Below are 18,820 nucleotides of genomic sequence, written 5' to 3'. Positions count from 1 at the left end.
ATGACGCCTAGGTCGGGAGGTTCGGGACCTGGCCGCCCTGCCTCTCGGCGCGGCCGGAAACCTATCGCGTTTCCTCGTATTGCGAATGATTCTAAGTATCACTATCAAATGGGCAGGCCGTAACATCGAATCCATCCTCCGAGAGACCCTGCCTTGCCCCGCCCCAAGCGCTCGTCCCGCCTCGCCCTCCTCCTCCTGTCCTCCGTGGCCCTCGTTCCAGGCGCCCTCGCCCAGGCGCCCGCGCCCGAGGCCGCCGCGGGTTCCGTCAACCTTCCCGAGGTGAACGTCTCGGGCGAGACGCCGCGCGGCTATTCGCCAGTCCGTGGCTTCGTGGCGCCCGTCACCAGCACGGCCACCAAGACGGACACGCCCATCCTCGAGACGCCGCAATCCGTCTCGGTCATCACGCGCGACCAGATCGAGGCCCAGGCGGCGCAGAACCTCAACGCGATCCTGCGCTACACGCCCGGCGTGGTCGTGGAAGCGCGCGGCATGGTCTCGCGCCTTGACCAGTTCACGATCCGCGGTTTCTCGGCGCCGCAGTTCCTCGACGGCATGCGGACCTTCGGCGGCCGCGACGCCAACCCGACGGTCGATCCCTACCGGCTGGAGCGCGTGGACGTGCTGCGCGGCCCCGCCTCGGTCATGTTCGGCCAGTCCGGCCCCGGCGGCCTCGTGAACATGATCACCAAGCGGCCGACGGACATCACCCAGCGCGAGATCATGCTGCAGGGCGGCAGCTTCGGTACCTTCCGCGGCGGCATTGATGTCTCCGGCCCGCTGAATGACGACCGCACCGTGCTCGGCCGGATCGTGGGCTCCTACTACCGCTCCGACACGCAGATCGACCACGCGTCGGAGGAGCGCTATTTCGTCGCGCCCTCCGTCACCTTCCGCCCGACGTCGGACACCACCATCACGCTGCACGGCCTCTATCAGCGCGATCCGCTGGGCGGCACCTATGGCGGCGTGCCGGCCTATGGCTCGGTGCTGTACAACCCGAACGGCCGCATCCGCCGGAGCTTCTGGGATGGCGACACCGGCTTCGACACGCTCAACCGCGAGCAGTACCAGATCGGCTACATGGCGGAGCACCGCTTATCCGAGAACCTGACGGCGCGACAGAACTTCCGCTACGCGAATTCGAACGCGACCTATCGCCAGTCCAACGGCACGAACCTCCTGCCCGACTACCGCACCTATACGCGCGGGCAGACCATCTCGGGCGTGAACTTCGACACGATCACGCTGGACAACCAGCTGGAGGGCCGTTTCCGCACGGGCCCCGTGAGCCACACGCTGCTCGCCGGCCTCGACTACTTCAACGTGAACAGCGACACGTTCGCCGGCTCGAACTCCGTGGGCGTGCCGTCCATCGACCTCTTCGCGCCGAACAACAGCTTGCGCATGCCGGTCGTGGGCTATTCCACGCGCACCCGGCAGGAGCAGAACGGCGTGGGCCTCTACGCGCAGAACCAGATGCGCTTCGGCCCCATCTCCATCCATCTCGGCGGGCGGCAGGACTGGTATGATTCGACCACCCGCGCGCAGAACCTCGCGACCCGCGCGACGACCCGCACGCCCTTCAGCACGGACGCCTTCACGGGCCGCGCGGCCATCATCTACCAGACCAGCTTCGGCCTCGCGCCCTACTACTCCTACACGGAGAGCTTCGAGCCGCAGACCGGCACCTTCTCGCCGGCGCGCGGCGGCGGGCCGTTCCAGCCGACCTCGGGCCAGCAGCATGAGATCGGTGTGCGCTACCAGCCGCCGGGCACCAACGTCCTGCTGTCCGCGGCCGTCTTCGACCTGCGCCGCCAGAACGTGACGACGACCGACCCCCAGGATACGCGCTATTCCATCCAGACGGGCGAGGTGCGCACGCGCGGCGTCGAACTGGAGGCGAAGGCGAGCCTGGCCGCCGGCCTCGACCTCACGGCCGCTTACACCTATCTCGACAGCGAGGTGACGAGCAGCAACTCGACCGTCACGGTCGACCGCAGCGTGGGCAACCGCACCTCGACCCGTCCACAGCGGGGGCTGGAGCCGAACTCGGTGCCGAACCACATGGCCTCGGTCTGGGCGAACTACACCTTCCAGGAAGGCTCGCGCGCGGCGGGCCTCGGCGTGGGCGGCGGCGTGCGCTATGTCGGTGCGAGTTGGGGCGATGCCGCGAACACGCTGCGCGTGCCCGCCTATACGCTGGTGGACCTGATGGCGCGCTACGACCTCGGCCGCCTCAGCCCGAACCTCCAGGGCTCCTCCGTGCAGTTCAACGTCACGAACCTCTTCGACAAGGAATACGTGACGTCCTGCCTCGGCTACCAATGGTGCTACTGGGGCTATCGCCGCACGGTCCTGGCGACGCTGCGGCATCGTTTCTGATCCGAACGTAACGGGTCGTTACGTCTTGCCTTATTGAGGCGCCATTCCGGTCGGGATGGCGCCTCTTCCTTTCCGCAGTGTTGCACGCATGACATTCCATAGGAGGAAAGCCATGCGTCACCTTCTCGCCGCCGCGGCCCTCGCCCTCGGAATCTGGGGCGGCGCGGGCGCGGTCTCTTCCGCTTCGGCCTTGCCTGTCGCGGCGGCCGTGCCAGCGGCGCTGCCGGGCGGCGTCACGACGGTGCAGTGGCACGGGCATCACCGGCCGCATTACCGGCATCATCACCGGCCGCATCACCCTCACCACTGGCGGCCGCACCATCACCACCGCCATCATGGCTGGCACCGCCCGCCGCCGCGGCACTACGGCCACTGGCACCATCGCCACCCCGGCTATCGCCATTACGGCTGGCGCTACTAGCTAGTCCCGCCGGGCCAGGCCATCCGCCACGAGGTTGCAGCCCAGCACCGCGAGGAGGATGGCCAGCCCGGGCCAGAGCGCCGAGAGCGGCGCCTGGAAGATCAGCTCCTGCGCATTGGCCAGCATGTTGCCCCAGGAGGGCGCGGGCGGCGCGATGCCGAGGCCGAGGAAGCTCAGCGCGCTTTCGGCCAGCACCGCGCCGCCCACCGCCAGCGCGGTGGCGATCGCCACGGGCGGGATGAGCTGCGGCGCCACATGCCGCCACAGCATACGCCTCTCGCTCACGCCCAGAGCGCGCGCTGCGCGCACGAAGTCGCGCGCCAGGACGGAGAGCGCCGTGGCGCGCACGAGGCGCGCGACGCCCACCCAGCCGAAGGCCGCCAGCAGCACGGCGATGCGCAGGATATCGGCCGTCGCCTCGCCGCGCGGCAGGCCGACCACGGCCGGGTCGAGCGCGGCCAGGATCACCAGCAGAGGCAGGGCCGGCAGCGCCAGCAGCCCGTCCGCGAGCCGCATCAGCACCGCATCCGCCGCGCCGCCGCGCCAGGCCGCGAGCAGGCCGACGAACGTGCCCAGCACCGTCGCCGCCAGGGCAGCCAGCAGCCCGACCGCGATTGAGACGCGCGCGCCGTAGAGCAGCCGCAGCAGGATATCGCGCCCCAGATCGTCCGTGCCCAGCGGATGCAGGGCGGAAGGCGGCTGGAAGCGGGTGAAGAGATCCGGCAGGAACGGGTCGTGGCCGAGCCACTGCGTGGCCCAGGGCGCGGCGGTCGCGGCCAGCGCCAGGAAGGTGAGCAGCCCCAGGCCGAAGGCGAGCCGCGTCATGCGAGCCTCGGGTCCAGCCAGCGTTGCGCGAGATCCGCCGCCAGCGTCGCCAGCATCGTCACCAGCGCCACCACGATGAGCGCGAGCAGCGCGAGGTTGAAGTCGTTGCCCATCACCGCGTCGTAGATGAGCTTGCCCATGCCGGGCCGCGCGAAAATGGTCTCCGTGATGAGTGCGCCCGAGACCAGCGCGCCCGCGTCCAGCGCCATCAGTGTCAGCAGCGGCACGCCCGCGTTGGGCAGCGCCTCGCGGAAGAGGATGCGTGCCTCGCCCGCGCCCTGGGCGCGCGCCGTGCGGATATGGGGCTCGGCCATCGCCGCGGTGAGCGCCGCCGTCGCATGCCGCGCGTAGCTCGCCAGATGCGCGAAGCCGAGCGTGGCGATGGGAAGGACCAGGAAGCGCCACCCGCCCTCGCCCCCCGCCGGCAGCCAGCCGAGGGTGACGGCAAAGAGGATGATGAGCAGCAGACCGAGCCAGAAGGCCGGCACCGCCTGCGCGAAGAGCGCCACGCCCTGCACCAGCGGCCCGAGCCGCGGCCGCAGCGCCGCCACCGCGCCCAGCCCCACGCCCAGCAGGATCGCGAGCGACAGCGCGAGGCCCAGCAACTGCAAGGAGTTCCACAAGGCCGGCCCCAGCAGCTGCGCCACCGGCTGCGCGAAGAGGCGCGAATGCCCGAAATTCCCGTGCAGCACCGCGCCCGCCCAGGCCAGGTATCGCGCGATCACCGGCTGGTCGAGCCCGTGCAGCGCGCGCATCCGCGCCGCGTCCTCGGCCCCCAGGCGCGGATCGGCAGCGATGGCGAGGTCGATGGGATCGCCCGGCATGGCCGCAATCAACAGGAAGGCGCAGAGCGAGAGCAGCGCGACCGTCACCGCGATCTGAACAAGCCGCGAGAGGATCAGGCGCGTCATGCCTCGCGCCGGTGGCAGGCGGCCTCGACTCGGTTGCCATCCGGGTCGCGCAGGAAGGCGGCGTAGTAGCCCTCGTGATACTCCGGGCGCGGCCCGGGCGCGCCGTCATCCGTGCCTCCGGCCGCGAGACCCGCCGCGTGGAAGGCCCGCACCGCCGCACGGTCCGGCGCGCGGAAGCACCAGTGCCGCCGGTCCGCCACGACACCCGGCCGCACATAGATCGCGAGGTAGCTGTGCGCGTCGTCCTCCGGCGTGCTGCGGATGCCGTAGCCGATCCCCTCCTCCGTCACCCAGACGCGCGGCACGCCGAGCGCGCCCATGACCGCATCGTAGAAGCGCAGCGCCGGCGCCAGCGCGTTCACCGTGATGGAGACGTGATCCAGCATCAGCGCACGCGCCACTCCTCCACCCAGAGGCTCGAGAAATTCAGGTGCCCCGTGGGCCGAACGCCCTCCAGCCAGAGCGGCCAGACATGCGCATCCTGCCGGAACCAGAGCGGCAGGGCGGGCAGCTCCTCCGCCGTGATGGCCTGCAGGCGGTGCCAGAGAACGCGGCGCTTCTCGCGATCGAGCTCGATGGGCAGCGCCTCCAGCAGCGCGTCCATTTCCGCGTTGCGGAAGCCCGGGTAGTTCTGGCCCGACCAGTTGCGCGCGGCGGTCGGGATCTCCTCCGAATGCAGGCTGGTGCGCGGCACGCTCTCGGGCGCCGAGACCCAGGCATAGAGGCCCATGCCCTGGAAGCGGCGGCGGGACATGGTCTCGCCGAAGAAGACGCGCGGCGGCTCGTTGCGGATGCGCGCCTCGATGCCGACCTGGCGCCACTGCGCCTGGATCACCTGCTGCGTCGCCTCGCGCGAGCGGTTGCCCGCCGTGGTCATGAGCTCGAAGGAAAGGCGTTCGCCAGCCGCGTTGCGGCGGATGCCGTCTGGGCCCGTGCGCCAGCCCGCCTCGTCCAGCAGCGCCGCGGCACGGCGCGGATCATAGGGCCAGGACTGCACTTGGGGGTCGTGCGGCCAGTCGAGCGGGTTCACGCTGGTATTCGCCACCGTCTGCCGCCCCTCGAAGAGCCGCGCCACGATCTGCTGGCGGTCCAGCGCCATCAGCATCGCCTGGCGCACACGCCGGTCGGCGAAGATCGGCAGGTCGAGGTTGAAGTCCATATGCTCGTAGATGAGGCCCGGCCGGTACTCCACCCGGAAGCGCGAGCCGGTGCGCCGCGCCAGCGCCGAGGCCTGCTCCACCGGCAGGCCGAGCTCGCCCGCGATCATGTCGAGCTGCCCGGCGAGAAGCTGCGCCTCCAGCGCCGGCGTGCTCTCCACGCTGCGGATCACGATGCGGCGGAAGGCGGGCGGCGGGCCGTCCCAGCGCTCGTTCCGCTCCAGCGTGATGGAAGAGCCGGGCTGCACCTGCACGATGCGGTACGGCCCGTTCCAGAGGCCGGGCGTCGCGGGCTCCGTGTCGTAGAGGGTGCGGTTGCGGTAGGTCCGGGGATTGGCCTGCCAGCGCTCGCGCTCCAGATGCGCGGGCAGCGGCGCGAAATCGCCGAGGCTCGCGAATTCGAAGGTCACGCGGTCGAAGCGCAGCGTGAAGGTCCGCTCGTCATCCGCGATGAACTCGTAGGCGGAGCGGAAGAACTCGGCGGGGCCGATGCCCGTCTGCGGCTCGCGCCCCGCGTCGTAGGCGAAGCGGAGGTCGGCCGTGGTGATGGGCGTGCCGTCGCCCCAGCGCAGCCCCTCGCGCAGGCGCCATGTGACGCGGATTCCGGGCTTGCCCTCGGGCGTCGTCTCCAGCTTCGCGAGCCCGTTCTCGAGTGTCGGCAGCGTCTCGCACAGCATGCAGATCAGCCGCCAATCGGCGTCGTAGGCCGTGACGGGGCGCCGCGCGAAGCCCAGCGTGTAGGACTTCGCCACCATGCTCTCGATATTGGGATGGAGCGTCGAGGGGTATTGCGTGATGCCGATGGTCAGCGTGTCGCGCGTCTGCGCGGCGGCGGGCAGCGCCAGAACCAGGGCCAGGAACAGGATACGGATCATCCCGCCCATGGTGGCCCGGCGCGGCCCTGCCCCGCAACTCAGGCGGAGGGGTCGATCAGCGCGATGCCGAATTCCGCCCGCTTGCGGCGCCGCAGATGGGTGGGCGCCTCGACCAGCGTCACCTCCAGCGTCGGGCGCACGATGGCTTCCATGAGGTGCCCGCCCCGCGTCGAGCCGTCGCGCATGCCCAGCACGACATGCGCGTGCAGGCTGGGCTTACCCTCGTCATCCACCGCGATGTCGCCGATCAGGCTCAGCACCTCGGTCTGGTCGGGGATGGGGATCTTGATGTAGTCGCGCGCCTTCAGGTCGAACCAGGCGACGGTCGCGCGCTCGAAGGCGCCGAGCGCGGTGAGCGAGGCGGCGGTGACCCCTTCCCGCTTCGCGAAATCCGTGATGGCGCCGAAGGCTTCCTCGCCCGGGTCCAGCACGAGCAGGAAGGTCTTGAGCCCTTCCGCCTCGGCAATCCGCTTCGCTTGCATGGGGACCTCCGCCGGTTGTGACGGAGGGTCAACACGGAACCGCGGCCGGAGTTACCTCAGGCCACCTTGCCCTTGTGCGCCAGCGCCTCTTCCAGGCTGCCCACGCCGCCATGCGCGCGGCTCCAGGCCACGGGATCCTCGAGGAAGCGGCGCACGCCGGTCAGCGAGGCCTCGGGGAAGTAGTCGCGCTCGCGGCAGACCTCGAGCACGTCCCACCAGGTGGCGAGGTGGTGCAGCGAGAGGTTCATGCCCTTCATCTGCTCGAAGCTGCCGGGGAAGACGCCGTAGTAGAAGACGACAAAGGTATGCGCGCACTTGGCGCCCGCATCCCGCAGCGCCTCGGCGAAGCGGATCTTGCTGGCACCGTCGGTCGTCAGGTCCTCGACCAGCAGCGTCTCCTTGTCCACCGGCACGTCGCCCTCGATGAGGGCGTTGCGGCCGAAGCCCTTCGGCTTCTTGCGAACATAGGCCATGGGCAGGTTCATGCGGTCCGCGATCCAGGAGGCGAAGGGAATGCCCGCCGTCTCGCCGCCCGCGATGCTCTCGATCGTCTCGAAGCCGACGGCGCGGTTGATCTTCTCCACGCCCAGGTCGCAGATCCGGGTGCGGGCGCGCGGGTAGGAGATGATCTTGCGGCAATCGATGTAGACGGGGCTCTTCCAGCCCGACGTCAGGGTATAGGGTTCCTCGGGGCGGAAATTGACCGCCTTGATCTCCAGAAGGATGCGCGCCGTGGTCAGGGCGGCGTCCCGTTCCCAATCCGAGGCGTGATGGCCACTCATTCGTCTGCTCCGGCTCCGATGGCGTCTCGTAACGCCCGAGGGGCGCCACGTCCATGAGCCGGGAGATATGGGTGCTCGAGGACCCGCGCGCGGGCACGGCCGCACAGGCGCTGGGCCTGGGCGAGCGGCTGGGCCGGCCCTTCCGGCGCATCCCCCTCCGTTTCGGGCGGCTCGCGGGCCTGCCGCTCCCCTTCCCGAGCCTGCTCGGCCTCGCGGATCGCGAGGAATTCCGCGCGCCTTGGCCCGGATTGGTGATCTCGGCCGGGCGCCGGTCCGCGCCCGTCTCGCGCTGGCTGCGCGCGCGGGGCGCCCGGACGGTGCATGCCATGCGCCCCGGCATCGGCGCCGCGGATTTCGACCTGCTGGTGATCGGCGCGCATGACCGGCCTGCCCCGGCCGCAAACCTCCTGGTCATCCAGGGCGCCATGCACCGGATGACGCCGGAGGCCCTGGCGGCCGCTGCCGCCCAGTTCCCGGAGCTGGCGGAGCTGCCGCGCCCCATCGTCACCCTCCTGCTGGGCGGCCGCGTCCGGGCGGAGGGGATGGAACCGGAGATCGCCGCCGCCATCGCGCGCCAGGCGGCGGATCACGGCGCCTCGGTCCTCGCCACCACCTCCCGCCGGACGGGCGAGGCGGCGGCGGATGCGGTGGCATCGGTCCTCGGAAAACTTCCGCACCGGCTGTATCGTTGGGGCGGGGCTGGAGCGAACCCCTTCCGGACCATGCTGGCCCAGGCCGACCGGCTGGTGGTCACAGGCGATTCGATTTCCATGATGTCCGAGGCCCTGATGACCACCGCCCCCCTCCTCATCGCCGACCCCGGCGGCCTCGGCCCGCGTCACCGCGCCATGGCCGCGGCGCTCTATGCCGCCGGCCTCGCCGCGCCACTGGAGGGCGGTGCCCTGCCCCCGCCGCGCGACGCGGTGGACGAGACCGGGCGCGTGGCCGCCGAGATCATCGCCCGGGGCTGGGCGTGAGCGCGGCGGCCCGCGCGCCCCGGAAGGAGCTGCCGGCCTGGGTGCTCTGGCGCGACCGCGGGGGGAAGCTCTCGCCGCTCCGCATCGCCATCCTGGCGATCCTCTTCGCGCCCGCGCTGTGGCTGCTGTGGGATGCGATCCAGCTCAACCTCGGCCCCGAGCCGCTGAACGCGGCGATGCACGAGACCGGGCGCTGGTCCATCCGCTTCCTGATCGCGAGCCTCGCCGTGACGCCGTTCGGGCGCATCCTGGCCTGGCCGAGGCTCTACCAGATCCGGCGCATGGTGGGGCTCGGCGCGCTCGCCTGGGTGCTGCTGCACCTGGTGCTTTACCTGGCGGACCAGAACTGGATCGTGACGACCGCCATCGTGGAGATCGTGAAGCGCTTCTACCTGACCATCGGCTTCGTCGCGATCGCGGGCCTTGCCGTGCTGGGCTGGACCTCGACCGATGGCTGGATGCGGCGGCTCGGGCGGCGCTGGAAGCGGCTGCACCGGCTGATCTTCCCCATCCTCGTCCTCGCCATGCTGCATGCCTTCATCCAGGCCAAGTCCGACGTCAGCCAGGAGGTGTTCCTGACCGGGCTGCTCCTCTGGCTGCTGCTGTGGCGTCTGGTGCCGGAGCGCTGGCAGGCGCATTTCGGCGCGCTGGCAGCGCTGACGGCGGTCTCGTTCCTCGCCACGGTCGGCATCGAGTACCTGTGGTACGCGCTGGGCACGAACCTGCCCGCCGCGCGCGTCGCGATGGCCAATTTCGATCTGACCTTCGGCCCGCGCCCGGCGGTGCAGCCCAGCATCGTGGCGGGGTGCTTCCTCCTGCTAACCCTGCTGCGGCGGCTTGCCGGTCGGCTGCGCGCGGCGTAACTCGGCAGGGACCCAATAACAGGACACGCCATGGCCCGCACGCACCGTATCGCTGTCATCCCCGGGGATGGCATCGGCAAGGAAACCACGCCCGAGGGCCTGCGGGTCCTGGATGCGGCGGCGCGGCGCTTCGGCTTCGAGCTCAAGCTCAGCCACTACGACTGGTCCTGCGAGACCTATGCCAAGACCGGCAAGATGATGCCGGATGATGGGCTCGACCAGCTGAAGGACAGCGACAGCGTCTTCCTCGGCGCCGTGGGCTGGCCCGGCGTGCCGGACCATGTCTCGCTCTGGGGCCTGCTGATCCCGATCCGCCGCGGCTTCGACCAGTATGTCTCGCTGCGCCCCTGCAAGCTGCTGCCGGGCGTGGCCACGCCGCTGGCGAACCGCACCCCGGCCGAGATCGACTTCTACGTGGTCCGCGAGAACACCGAGGGCGAATACTCCTCCGTCGGCGGCCGCATGTTCCCCGGCACGGACCGCGAGTTCGTCTCGCAGCAGAGCATCCTGACCCGCACGGGCACCGACCGCATCATCAAGTACGCCTTCGAGCTCGCGATGAAGCGCCCGCGCAAGAAGGTGACCAGCGCCACCAAGTCCAACGGCATCACCTTCACCATGCCCTACTGGGACGAGCGCTTCGACGCGATGGCGAAGAACTACCCCGAGGTGAAGACGGACCAGTTCCACATCGACATCCTCTGCGCCCATTTCGTGCAGCACCCCGACTGGTTCGACGTGGTGGTCGGCTCCAACCTGTTCGGCGACATCCTGTCCGACCTCGGGCCGGCGGTGGCGGGCTCCATCGGCGTGGCGGCCTCGGCCAACATCAACCCGGAGAAGGCCTTCCCCTCAATGTTCGAGCCGGTGCACGGCTCGGCGCCGGACATCGCCGGCCGCTTCATCGCCAACCCGATCGGCCAGATCTGGTCGGGCGCGATGATGCTGGATCACCTGGGCGAGCACGAGGCGGCCAAGGCCATCACCGACAGTATCGAGAAGCTGCTGGCCCAGGGCGGCCCCCGCACGCGGGACCTTGGCGGCCAGGCCGGCACGGTGGACGTGGGCAAGGCGATCGCCGAGGCCGTCGCGGCCTCCTGAGGCAGGAAAAGGACACGGAACGGACATATCTGAACGCCGTCACTTGAACGGTCGTTCAGATATCGCTATCGTGACCTGACGTTGCGACTGATTCGCAATCAGAGAGGTTTTGATGGGCCGAGACTTCAGCCATATCGCCCGGCGTTGCGAGCGTGCCGTCGTGACCGCCTATCGTGAGCTGCGCGACGTGGGCACGCCGGACCTGGCCGCCTTCCAGGCCTGCACGACCCTCTATCGCGTCCACCACCCTGAGGCCTCGGTGACCGAGGCCCGGCGGCTCGTCGCCGAATGGGTGGATCATCACGTGATGCGGAACTCGACCGGCCCGACCGACGGCTGCGACTGCGATTGAGCGGGCGCGGCCCTCGCGCCGCCTTGATCCTCGATTTTCCAAGATTTTTGCGCTAGGCTCGGCGCATCAACGCCCGTGCCTCGGCCATTTGTCCGAAAGCCGCGCGGGCGCGTTCCGGTAAGATAGTAAGATAGTAAGGCGCGGCCCCTCACACGGTGAAGGGTGGCTGCCGGACCCATGGATTGCCGTTGCGGGCTTTCTCGAAGCCGTAGTTGAACAGCGGCGTCATGTAGGCCTGATCAAAGGGTTTGTCGTAGGCGATCGTGAAGTCCTGGCCGATATAGGCCATGCGGAACTCGATCCCGTCCCGTTCCGCGTTCAGCCAGATTCGCACCGCGTCGTTGTAGCCGCTGGCTGCGGTCATGGTCGCGACCGCACGCTGGGCGATGCTCAGCGTGCGGCGATTCGTCGAGGCCCAGGCGGCGTCCATCCGCCCATTGCGGATCAGCCAGGCCCGGATCGTCGGCACCGGACGGCGGGCGCGCATATTGGCCCGCCGTGCCGCGCCGATGACGCTGGGGTAGAGGAAGGCCTGCGCCACCGCGCCGCCATCGACATGCAGCTCCTGGAACTTCTGCCCATCCACCTCGACGTCGAACAGAACGGGCGGGAAGGCGCCCGGAATGGCGGCCGAGGCCAGCAGAATGCGACGGATGAGATTCGGCGCACGCGGGTCGCGACTATTGGCGATGGCGCCGATGTTCCAGACGATGGGCAGCTGGGTGTCGAGATCGGTGGTGCCGACGAACAGCAGCCTCCCCTCCTCGAGGTAGCCCCTCGCGATCGCGGCCAGCATGGCGTCATCCAGCTCGCGCGTGATGGTGGCGAAGAGTGGCGAGGTATCGGCCATGGCGTCGTCGAAAATCGCCGCCATCATCCCGCGCTGGACCGCGACATCGGCGAGGGTGATGCCGGTATAGACGCGCTTGATCGCGGCGTCGCCGGAGGAGCCGATAAAGGCAAAGGGCGCGCTGAGCGCCCCGGTGCTGACGCCGGTGACGAGACCGAAGGTCGGCCTCGAGCCCTCGGCCGTCCAGCCATTGAGCAGGCCCGCGCCGAAGGCCCCGTCCTCGCCGCCGCCCGAGATGGCGAGGAGATCGATGGCCGGGAGCGTCGCCCCGGGCGGCAGGCCGAGAAACGCGCGCCGCCGCTCCATCGCGGACATGTATTCCTGCGTGATGGCCGCATAGCCCTGGCCAATGAAGAACCGTTCGTTGGGCAGACCCAGCACCGTGGCCCGGTTTGCCAGGCCCTGGGGGACGGCGGGCTCCCGACGGGGCAAGGCGCATGCGGAAAGGCCGAGGCCCGCCAGGAGAGCTCCTCGTCGGGACAGCGTGTCGGCCATGGGCATTCCTCCGGCTCTTGCCGGGGCAGCGAAGCCGAATTGGCCGCGGCCGGCAACGCCGGATTATCCTCGCGCCAGCGGGTGGTGCTCCTCCACCACGGCGCGCAGGCGCTCCTCCAGCACGCGGGTGTAGATCTGCGTTGTCGCGATGTCGGCGTGGCCTAGCAGCATCTGCAGCGCCCGAAGATCGGCGCCGCGCGAGAGCAGATGCGTCGCGAAGGAATGCCGCAGCACGTGCGGGCTGACCTTGGCGGGGTCGAGCCCGCCCGCCAGCGCAGCCTGCTTCAGCAGCAGTCCCACGCCCTGCCGCGTCAGGTGACCATTGGCCCCGCGCGAGGGCAGCAGCCAGCGCCGCGCGGCTGGGCGTTCCTTGCCGCGCTCGGTGAGCGTGCCCCGCGCCTCGGCCGCCGCCTCCCTCGCACGGCGGGAGATGGGGACCAGGCGCTCCTTCCCGCCCTTGCCGCGCACCGCGACCAGCGGCTCCTCGGCGCGCAGCGTGCCGGCGGGGAGCGTGACGAGCTCGGTGACGCGCAGGCCGGAGGCGTAGAGCAGCTCGATGGCCGCCGTCGCGATGGCAGCCTGGCCGGCGCGCAGCTTGGACGCCCCCTCGATGAGAGCGGCCATCTCCGCTTCGCTCAGGGCCTTCGGCAGCGGCGCCGGGGCCTTGGGACTGTCGAGCAGCTCCGTGGGGTCGTCCGGCCGCAGGCCCTCGCGCACCAGGAAGCGGTAGAACTGCCGCAAGGAGGAGAGGCGCCGCGCCTGCGTCCGGGCCGAGAAATGCGCAAGCGTCGCGAGCCACCCGCGTAGCGCGTCGGGCTCCGCCCGCTCGGCGCCGGGGCCCAGATGAGCCAGCGCCGATTCGAGATCCGCCCGATAGGCCGCCAGGGTGTTGGGGGCGGCCCCGCGCTCGGCCGCCATCATCTCCAGGAAGGACTCGAGGAGCGGCGTCACCGCACCTGGAAGCGGTCGTTGGGCAGGCTGCGCTCGACCGGCGCCATGTTCACCGCGGGCGGGAAGGCGCCGAGCGCCAGGAGGCCGAGGCCCGCCAGCAGCAGCAGCAACAGAAGAAGGGTCAGGAAGGGCCGTCGGAACATATGGGAAGGCGTCCACTCGCGCGGATGGGAGGCTGTGCTACCTTTGCAGGCCGTGTCACGCAACCTCGCCCAGCCCCATTCCGCATCCCCCGCCCCTAGCCGCAGCATCGTGCTCGTCGGCATGCCCGGCGCGGGGAAATCCTCCATCGGCCGCCGCCTCGCGGCGCGCTGGGGCATGCCTTTCCGCGATGCGGACGCCGAGATCGAGGCCGCGGCGGGCATCCCCGTCTCCGAGATCTTCGCCCGCTACGGCGAAGCCGAGTTCCGCGAGGGTGAACGAAGGGTCATCGCCCGTTTGCTCGGCGCCAACGAGCCGATCGTGCTCGCGACCGGCGGCGGCGCCTTCGCGGATCCGCGGACGCGGCAGGCCGTGCGCGACTCGGGCGCGCTCTCTGTGTGGCTGAAATGCCGCCTTTCCACCCTGCTCCGCCGGGTTGCGGGCCGCGACCACCGGCCCATGTTCGTGAATGCGGATCCGCGCGAGGTGCTGGAGCGCCTGATGGCCGCCCGCCACCCCGCCTATTCCGAGGCCGACTTGACCCTTTCCTGCACCGATGAGCATCCCGACGTGACCACCCGCCGCGTGGCGGAAGCGCTGACCCACCACAGCCCGCCCGCCCGGATGCGCGTCGGCCTCTCGCGCAACCCCTATGACATCGTCATCGGCGAGGGCGTGCTGCGCCGCGCGGGCGCGGAGATGGCACAGCGGCTGGAGGGCCGGCGGGTCGTCGTCGTCAGCGACCAGTCCGTCGCGCCGCTGCACCTGCCCACGCTGCGCGAGTCGCTCGCCGATGCGGGCTTCACCATCGCCGGCGAAATCCTCGTGCCGCCCGGCGAGGGCAGCAAGTCCTTCGCGCAGTTCACGCGCATCGTGGACGCGATCCTCGACACCAAGGCCGACCGGCGGCTGGCCGTGATCGCGCTGGGCGGCGGCGTGGTGGGCGATCTCGCGGGCTATGCCGCGGCCTCCGTGCTGCGCGGCCTGCCCTTCGTGCAGTGCCCGACGACCCTGCTGGCCCAGGTGGACAGCTCCGTCGGCGGCAAGACCGGCATCAACACGCAGCACGGCAAGAACCTGGTCGGCGCCTTCCACCAGCCCAAGCTGGTGCTGGCCGATACCGCCGTGCTGCGCACTCTGCCCCTCCGCGAGCTGCGCGCCGGCTGGGCCGAGGTGGCGAAGCACGGGCTGCTCGAAGGCCCGCTCTGGGACTGGTGCGAGGCCGAGGGGCCGGAAGCCATGCGCGGCAACCCGCAGGCCCTGGCCCATGCGGTGCTGGAGAGCTGCAAGCTCAAGTCGGCCGTCGTCATGGACGACGAGTTCGAAACCAAGCCCGAGGGCGGGCGTGCGCTGCTGAACCTCGGCCACACCTTCGGCCATGCGCTGGAGGCCGAGTGCGGCTACGGCAGCATGCTGCTGCATGGCGAAGCCGTGGGCATCGGCCTTGGCCTCGCCGCCGAGCTCTCCGCGCGGCTCGGCCTCTGCTCGCAGGAGCTGCCGGGCCGGGTGCGCGAGCATCTGCGCGAGGTCGGCCTGCCGGTGCGCATCAGCGACCTGCCGCGCCGCTTCTCCATCGACCGGCTGATCGGCCGCATGCGCACGGACAAGAAGGCGCGCGACGGCGCGCTGCGCTTCGTGCTGCTGCGCGGACCCGGCGACGTATTCACCGCAGGCGACGTGACCGAGGAAACGGTCCGCGCGCTGCTCCGCGAGGAAGGCTGCGATCCATGAGCGAGAAGAACCTCCAGGTCCTGCTGAAGCGCCGCCCGGTCGGCGAACCGGTGCCGGGCGATTTCGAGGTGGTCGAGACAGACGCGCCCACGCCCGGCCCCGGGCAGGTGCTGGTGCGCGCGCGCTTCCTCAGCCTGGATCCCTACATGCGCGGCCGCATGAGCGACGCGAAGAGCTACGCGAAGCCCGTCGATCTCGGCGCCGTCATGGAAGGCGCCACGGTGGGCGAGGTCGTGGCCTCCAACCATCCCGATTTCGCGCCGGGCGACAGCGTCATGGGCGGCTACGGCTGGCAGCGCTTCTGCGCGGTGGATGCCATCAAGCTGCGCAAGGTGGACACGGCCGAGGCGCCGCTCTCGGCCAATCTCGGCGTACTCGGCATGCCGGGGCTGACGGCCTGGGTTGGGCTCGAGGATATCGGCGAGCCCAAGCCGGGCGAGACGGTGGTGATCAGCGCGGCATCGGGCGCGGTGGGCCAGGTCGCGGGGCAGATCGCCAAGGCGCGCGGCGCGCGCGTGATCGGCATCGCGGGCGGTGCGGCCAAATGCGCGTTCGTGAAGGACGAGCTCGGCTTCGACGACTGCCTCGACCATCGCGGCGATCTCGACGCGCAGCTCGACCGCGCCTGCCCCGAGGGGATCGACGTCTATTGGGAGAATGTCGGCGGCCATGTGCAGGAAGCCGTCTTCCCCCGCTTCCGCGATTTCGGCCGCATGGTGATGTGCGGCATGATCGCGCAGTACAACCAGGCCCCCGGCGCCGATGCCAAAGGGGCTCCGGCCGGCCCGAACCTCGGCCCGGTCGTGCGCAAGCGCCTTCGTATCCAGGGCTTCATCGTGAGCGACCATGGCTGGCCGCGCTATCCGCAGTTCCGCGCCGCGATGCTGGGCCTGATGCAGAGCGGCCAGCTCGTCTGGAAGGAAGATGTGGTGCAGGGCCTGCGCAACGCGCCCGAAGCCTTCATCGGCCTGCTGAAGGGCAAGAACTTCGGCAAGCTCGTGATCGCCATCGACTGATGACCGAGGCGCCGCATCGCTGCGCCTGGGCGGGCGAAGACCCGCAGATGCGCGCCTATCACGACGAGGAATGGGGCGTTCCGCAACATGACCCGCGCATGCTGTGGGAAATGCTGATGCTGGAGGGATTCCAGGCCGGCCTCTCCTGGATCACCGTGCTGCGCAAGCGCGAAGCCTTCCGCCGCGCCTTCGCGGGTTTCGATCCGAACACGGTCGCGTCATTCGGCGAAGCGGAGATCGCACGGCTGCTGCAGGATCCGGGCATCATCCGCTCGCGCGCCAAGATCGAGGCGACCATCGGCGGCGCGCGCATCTACAACGAGATGATGGCGCGCGGCGAGGATTTCGCGGCGTTCTGCTGGTCGTTCACCGGCGGCAAGGTCGTGCAGGGCGATGGGAAGAAGCTGCTCGCGACCACCGCGCTGTCCGAGGCCGCCTCGAAGGAGCTGAAGCGTCGCGGCTTCAAGTTCGTGGGCCCCACCATCGTCCATGCCTGGATGCAGGCGGTCGGCATGGTGAACGACCACACCAGCGGCTGCTTCCGCCGCGGCCAGCTGTCATAGCCCGGCGTCGCGGAAGAATTCAGGATGCGCCGCGAGGCGGCGCGCGGCGGTGGCCAGGAGCGCTGCCTCATCGCCTGCCACGGGCGCGAGGCGCTTCGCCACGCGATCCAAGGCCCGCACCGCTTCCTCCGGCTCCCGTCGGAGGCGTGCGAGGCGGCGCAGCGCGGCATCCACCGCGCGCGGCTCCAGATCCGGCGCCACGGACCGGATTTCGCGCAGCCGCATGACGGCATGGCCGAGCCCGAGCAGCGCGAGCCCGGCCTCCACGACGCGCATCTCCGTCACGCCGGCACGGTCGCCGAGACGCAACAGGCGCAGCAGCCGGTGATAGAGGCGCGCGCGCCAGACCTCGCGATGGCGGGGCGCATCGGCATCCCCCGCCATGGTCTCGATCTCGGCGGCCATGGCCGCACGCAGCCGTCGCAGACGCCGTGGCGGATCCACCGGCAGCACGAACCGGAAGGCGAGAAGCGCTACCGCCGGCCCCGCGATCACCGCCAGCGCGGCCCAGAGTGAATCGCCGAGGCTGCCGGACGGCGGATAATGCGGCGTCAGCAGCAGAAGGAGGATCATGTTGAAGTCCGGGCCGGCGAACATGCTGCGGCGATGCGCGAAGGGCAGCACGCCCGACAGCATGAAAGGGATCATCCCCAGCACGAGGCCGAACTCGTCCCCGGCCAGAGGCCAGGCGAGCCACCGGCAGATCAGGGCCGCGATCGCCCCGAAGAACTGACCCACCAGGACGTGGCGCATGATCCAGACGGGGTTCTCGAAGGTCGAGAAGAGCGAAATCATGACCGAAGTGCCGAGCAGCACCAGCGACCCCATGCGCCAATCGGTCAGCAGCCAGAAACCGCCGACGGCGAGCATCGTCGCCATCGCCCGCACGGCCGCATGGCCCGCGCCGACCCAATCGCGATGCAGGACCAGCCGCGCCGAAGGGCCACGGCGGATCTCCGGCTCGTCCCGCCACAGGCGCTCGCGGATCGCGGTCTCGAGCGTCAAGAGGGTAGCGCGCAGCCCGGCATGCCCGGCCGCCAGCGCGACGGCACGCTGCAGGCCTGCGATCACCTCCTCCGGCGCGGCGCGGGCGTCCATCGCATCGGCCACGACGTCGAGCTCCCGCCCGATGGCCGCGCCGCCCTCGATGCGCTCGCGCTCCTCCAGCCAGAGCAGGGCTTCCACCTGGGCGATGAGGATGGCGCGAATGGTGCGCGCCGAACGGCGCGAGCGGAGGGAACCGGCGCCATGCGGGTCCAGCCCCTCCTCGATCGCCGCCATGCCGCGCAGCACGGCCCCCCGGTCCGCCGCGGACGGCCCCTCGCCGTCCCGGAGCCAGGCCGACAGGTCGCGCAGCACGGCCGCTGTCAGCCGGCGCGAACGGCCGGCGAGCTCCTCCTCCGCATCGGGCGGCGTCAGCAGCATGCCGACTGCGGCCGCGACCAGGACGCCCGTCATGACGGTGAGGAAGCGGTCGAGGCCGAGTGCCCACACATGGTCTGGGTGCGCCGTATCCAGCAGCACCACCATCGAGGCCGAGTAGCCCATGACGATGGTGCCATATCCCGGCAGCCCCCTGAGCAGGTTGCCCGCCCAGGCGGAGAATCCGATCCAGAGCGCGAGTCCCGCCACGAGCCGGGCGGGCTCACCGCCCGCGATCCACATGAGGCCCACGCCATAGGCGACGCCCGCCACCGTGCCGAGCGTCCGGAACAGGCTTTTCTCCAGCAGCAGGCCGCGCGTCGGCTGGGACGCCGCCCAGACCGTCATGGCCGCCCATTGCGGATGCTCGAGCCCGGCCAGCCAGGCGATCAACAAGGCCACGCAGGCCGTGACCGCCGTGCGTAGGCCAAAGCGCAGCCGCTCCGGGTCGAATCCCCAGGCCGCGAGCGCTCTCATGCCGTCATGCGCCCCGTCCGGGCCGGCGGAACCCGGCTCCCTT

Annotated in this window: 19 protein-coding genes; 9 read left to right on the top strand and 10 right to left on the bottom strand. The window is 70.5% G+C overall.

Annotation, left to right across the window (positions count from 1 at the left end; all coding sequences use genetic code 11):
• Nucleotides 1–153: 153 nt before the first annotated feature.
• Together WJM96_RS18210 and WJM96_RS18205 are read left to right on the top strand one after the other, a co-directional pair.
• Nucleotides 154–2,385 (top strand): TonB-dependent siderophore receptor, encoded by a 2,232-nt coding sequence (locus WJM96_RS18210; protein ID WP_424813960.1) that lies wholly within the window; start codon nt 154–156, stop codon nt 2,383–2,385.
• 112 nt (nt 2,386–2,497) lie between these two features.
• A complete protein-coding gene (locus WJM96_RS18205; RefSeq protein ID WP_424813959.1) occupies nt 2,498–2,806 on the top strand; it encodes a hypothetical protein in 309 nt (102 codons plus the stop codon).
• On the opposite strand, the gene WJM96_RS18200 is transcribed toward WJM96_RS18205, so the two are convergent.
• Genes WJM96_RS18200 through WJM96_RS18175 form a run of 6 tightly spaced genes read right to left on the bottom strand, consistent with a single transcriptional unit; the run spans nt 2,807 to nt 7,838 of the window.
• On the bottom strand, nt 2,807–3,631 hold the full coding sequence (locus WJM96_RS18200) for an ABC transporter permease (RefSeq protein WP_424813958.1): 825 nt from the start codon (nt 3,629–3,631) through the stop codon (nt 2,807–2,809).
• A complete protein-coding gene (locus tag WJM96_RS18195; protein ID WP_424813957.1) occupies nt 3,628–4,542 on the bottom strand; it encodes an ABC transporter permease in 915 nt (304 codons plus the stop codon). The genes WJM96_RS18200 and WJM96_RS18195 overlap by 4 nt, the downstream gene beginning before the upstream one ends.
• Nucleotides 4,539–4,943: a VOC family protein gene (locus WJM96_RS18190; RefSeq protein ID WP_424813956.1), complete on the bottom strand. Its 405-nt coding sequence runs from the start codon at nt 4,941–4,943 to the stop codon at nt 4,539–4,541. Before WJM96_RS18190 ends, WJM96_RS18195 begins: the two co-directional genes overlap by 4 nt.
• A complete protein-coding gene (locus WJM96_RS18185) occupies nt 4,928–6,574 on the bottom strand; it encodes a peptide ABC transporter substrate-binding protein (RefSeq protein WP_424813955.1) in 1,647 nt (548 codons plus the stop codon). Before WJM96_RS18185 ends, WJM96_RS18190 begins: the two co-directional genes overlap by 16 nt.
• 38 nt (nt 6,575–6,612) lie before the next feature.
• Nucleotides 6,613–7,056 carry a PPC domain-containing DNA-binding protein gene (locus tag WJM96_RS18180; protein ID WP_424813954.1) on the bottom strand — a complete coding sequence of 148 codons (444 nt, stop codon included), beginning with the start codon at nt 7,054–7,056 and terminating at the stop codon, nt 6,613–6,615.
• Between the two features lie 56 nt (nt 7,057–7,112).
• A complete protein-coding gene (locus tag WJM96_RS18175; RefSeq protein ID WP_424813953.1) occupies nt 7,113–7,838 on the bottom strand; it encodes an orotate phosphoribosyltransferase in 726 nt (241 codons plus the stop codon).
• 53 nt (nt 7,839–7,891) lie between these two features.
• Here WJM96_RS18175 and WJM96_RS18170 point away from each other — a divergent pair, with 53 nt between their 5' ends.
• The 4 genes from WJM96_RS18170 (at nt 7,892) to WJM96_RS18155 (ending at nt 11,131) form a co-directional block, all read left to right on the top strand.
• A complete protein-coding gene (locus WJM96_RS18170; protein ID WP_424813952.1) occupies nt 7,892–8,815 on the top strand; it encodes a mitochondrial fission ELM1 family protein in 924 nt (307 codons plus the stop codon).
• Nucleotides 8,812–9,678: a sulfite oxidase heme-binding subunit YedZ gene (locus WJM96_RS18165; RefSeq protein WP_424813951.1), complete on the top strand. Its 867-nt coding sequence runs from the start codon at nt 8,812–8,814 to the stop codon at nt 9,676–9,678. The genes WJM96_RS18170 and WJM96_RS18165 overlap by 4 nt, the downstream gene beginning before the upstream one ends.
• Nucleotides 9,679–9,708: 30 nt before the next feature.
• The gene (locus WJM96_RS18160) at nt 9,709–10,779 is read left to right on the top strand and encodes a tartrate dehydrogenase (protein WP_424813950.1); all 1,071 of its coding nucleotides are present in this window, start codon (nt 9,709–9,711) and stop codon (nt 10,777–10,779) included.
• 112 nt (nt 10,780–10,891) lie between these two features.
• On the top strand, nt 10,892–11,131 hold the full coding sequence (locus WJM96_RS18155; protein ID WP_424813949.1) for a hypothetical protein: 240 nt from the start codon (nt 10,892–10,894) through the stop codon (nt 11,129–11,131).
• A 148-nt stretch (nt 11,132–11,279) separates the two neighbouring features.
• Here WJM96_RS18155 and WJM96_RS18150 read toward each other — a convergent pair whose 3' ends face one another.
• From WJM96_RS18150 to WJM96_RS18140, 3 genes are all read right to left on the bottom strand, one after another.
• On the bottom strand, nt 11,280–12,476 hold the full coding sequence (locus tag WJM96_RS18150) for a patatin-like phospholipase family protein (protein ID WP_424813948.1): 1,197 nt from the start codon (nt 12,474–12,476) through the stop codon (nt 11,280–11,282).
• Between the two features lie 63 nt (nt 12,477–12,539).
• Nucleotides 12,540–13,427, bottom strand: a complete 888-nt coding sequence (locus tag WJM96_RS18145; RefSeq protein ID WP_424813947.1) for a tyrosine recombinase — start codon at nt 13,425–13,427, stop codon at nt 12,540–12,542.
• Nucleotides 13,424–13,570 (bottom strand): hypothetical protein, encoded by a 147-nt coding sequence (locus tag WJM96_RS18140; protein ID WP_424813946.1) that lies wholly within the window; start codon nt 13,568–13,570, stop codon nt 13,424–13,426. Before WJM96_RS18140 ends, WJM96_RS18145 begins: the two co-directional genes overlap by 4 nt.
• A 52-nt stretch (nt 13,571–13,622) precedes the next feature.
• Here WJM96_RS18140 and aroB point away from each other — a divergent pair, with 52 nt between their 5' ends.
• Genes aroB through WJM96_RS18125 form a run of 3 tightly spaced genes read left to right on the top strand, consistent with a single transcriptional unit; the run spans nt 13,623 to nt 16,878 of the window.
• Nucleotides 13,623–15,299, top strand: a complete 1,677-nt coding sequence (aroB, locus tag WJM96_RS18135) for a 3-dehydroquinate synthase (RefSeq protein WP_424813945.1) — start codon at nt 13,623–13,625, stop codon at nt 15,297–15,299.
• A complete protein-coding gene (locus WJM96_RS18130; RefSeq protein ID WP_424813944.1) occupies nt 15,296–16,315 on the top strand; it encodes an NADP-dependent oxidoreductase in 1,020 nt (339 codons plus the stop codon). Before aroB ends, WJM96_RS18130 begins: the two co-directional genes overlap by 4 nt.
• Nucleotides 16,315–16,878, top strand: coding sequence for a DNA-3-methyladenine glycosylase I (locus WJM96_RS18125; RefSeq protein ID WP_424813943.1), 564 nt, complete (start codon nt 16,315–16,317; stop codon nt 16,876–16,878). Before WJM96_RS18130 ends, WJM96_RS18125 begins: the two co-directional genes overlap by 1 nt.
• On the opposite strand, the gene WJM96_RS18120 is transcribed toward WJM96_RS18125, so the two are convergent.
• Nucleotides 16,873–18,777, bottom strand: coding sequence for an FUSC family protein (locus WJM96_RS18120; RefSeq protein WP_424813942.1), 1,905 nt, complete (start codon nt 18,775–18,777; stop codon nt 16,873–16,875). The two genes, WJM96_RS18125 and WJM96_RS18120, sit on opposite strands and share 6 nt — an antisense overlap.
• Between the last annotated feature and the right edge of the window lie 43 nt (nt 18,778–18,820).

This window comes from Roseococcus sp. YIM B11640 (genome assembly GCF_049727625.1).
GTDB lineage: Bacteria > Pseudomonadota > Alphaproteobacteria > Acetobacterales > Acetobacteraceae > Roseococcus.
Note: the sequence above shows the minus strand (reverse complement) of the source record. Positions and strands in the feature narration are given on the sequence as shown.

Excerpts from the sequence above, each read along its gene's own strand:
- WJM96_RS18120 (WP_424813942.1), bottom strand. The coding sequence starts at position 18,777 with ATGAGAGCGCTCGCGGCCTGGGGATTCGACCCGGAGCGGCTGCGCTTT.
- WJM96_RS18160 (WP_424813950.1), top strand. The coding sequence starts at position 9,709 with ATGGCCCGCACGCACCGTATCGCTGTCATCCCCGGGGATGGCATCGGC.
- WJM96_RS18195 (WP_424813957.1), bottom strand. The coding sequence starts at position 4,542 with ATGACGCGCCTGATCCTCTCGCGGCTTGTTCAGATCGCGGTGACGGTC.
- WJM96_RS18150 (WP_424813948.1), bottom strand. The coding sequence starts at position 12,476 with ATGGCCGACACGCTGTCCCGACGAGGAGCTCTCCTGGCGGGCCTCGGC.
- WJM96_RS18155 (WP_424813949.1), top strand. The coding sequence starts at position 10,892 with ATGGGCCGAGACTTCAGCCATATCGCCCGGCGTTGCGAGCGTGCCGTC.
- WJM96_RS18170 (WP_424813952.1), top strand. The coding sequence starts at position 7,892 with ATGAGCCGGGAGATATGGGTGCTCGAGGACCCGCGCGCGGGCACGGCC.
- WJM96_RS18185 (WP_424813955.1), bottom strand. The coding sequence starts at position 6,574 with ATGATCCGTATCCTGTTCCTGGCCCTGGTTCTGGCGCTGCCCGCCGCC.
- WJM96_RS18140 (WP_424813946.1), bottom strand. The coding sequence starts at position 13,570 with ATGTTCCGACGGCCCTTCCTGACCCTTCTTCTGTTGCTGCTGCTGCTG.
- WJM96_RS18175 (WP_424813953.1), bottom strand. The coding sequence starts at position 7,838 with ATGAGTGGCCATCACGCCTCGGATTGGGAACGGGACGCCGCCCTGACC.
- WJM96_RS18180 (WP_424813954.1), bottom strand. The coding sequence starts at position 7,056 with ATGCAAGCGAAGCGGATTGCCGAGGCGGAAGGGCTCAAGACCTTCCTG.
- WJM96_RS18125 (WP_424813943.1), top strand. The coding sequence starts at position 16,315 with ATGACCGAGGCGCCGCATCGCTGCGCCTGGGCGGGCGAAGACCCGCAG.
- WJM96_RS18130 (WP_424813944.1), top strand. The coding sequence starts at position 15,296 with ATGAGCGAGAAGAACCTCCAGGTCCTGCTGAAGCGCCGCCCGGTCGGC.
- WJM96_RS18200 (WP_424813958.1), bottom strand. The coding sequence starts at position 3,631 with ATGACGCGGCTCGCCTTCGGCCTGGGGCTGCTCACCTTCCTGGCGCTG.
- WJM96_RS18205 (WP_424813959.1), top strand. The coding sequence starts at position 2,498 with ATGCGTCACCTTCTCGCCGCCGCGGCCCTCGCCCTCGGAATCTGGGGC.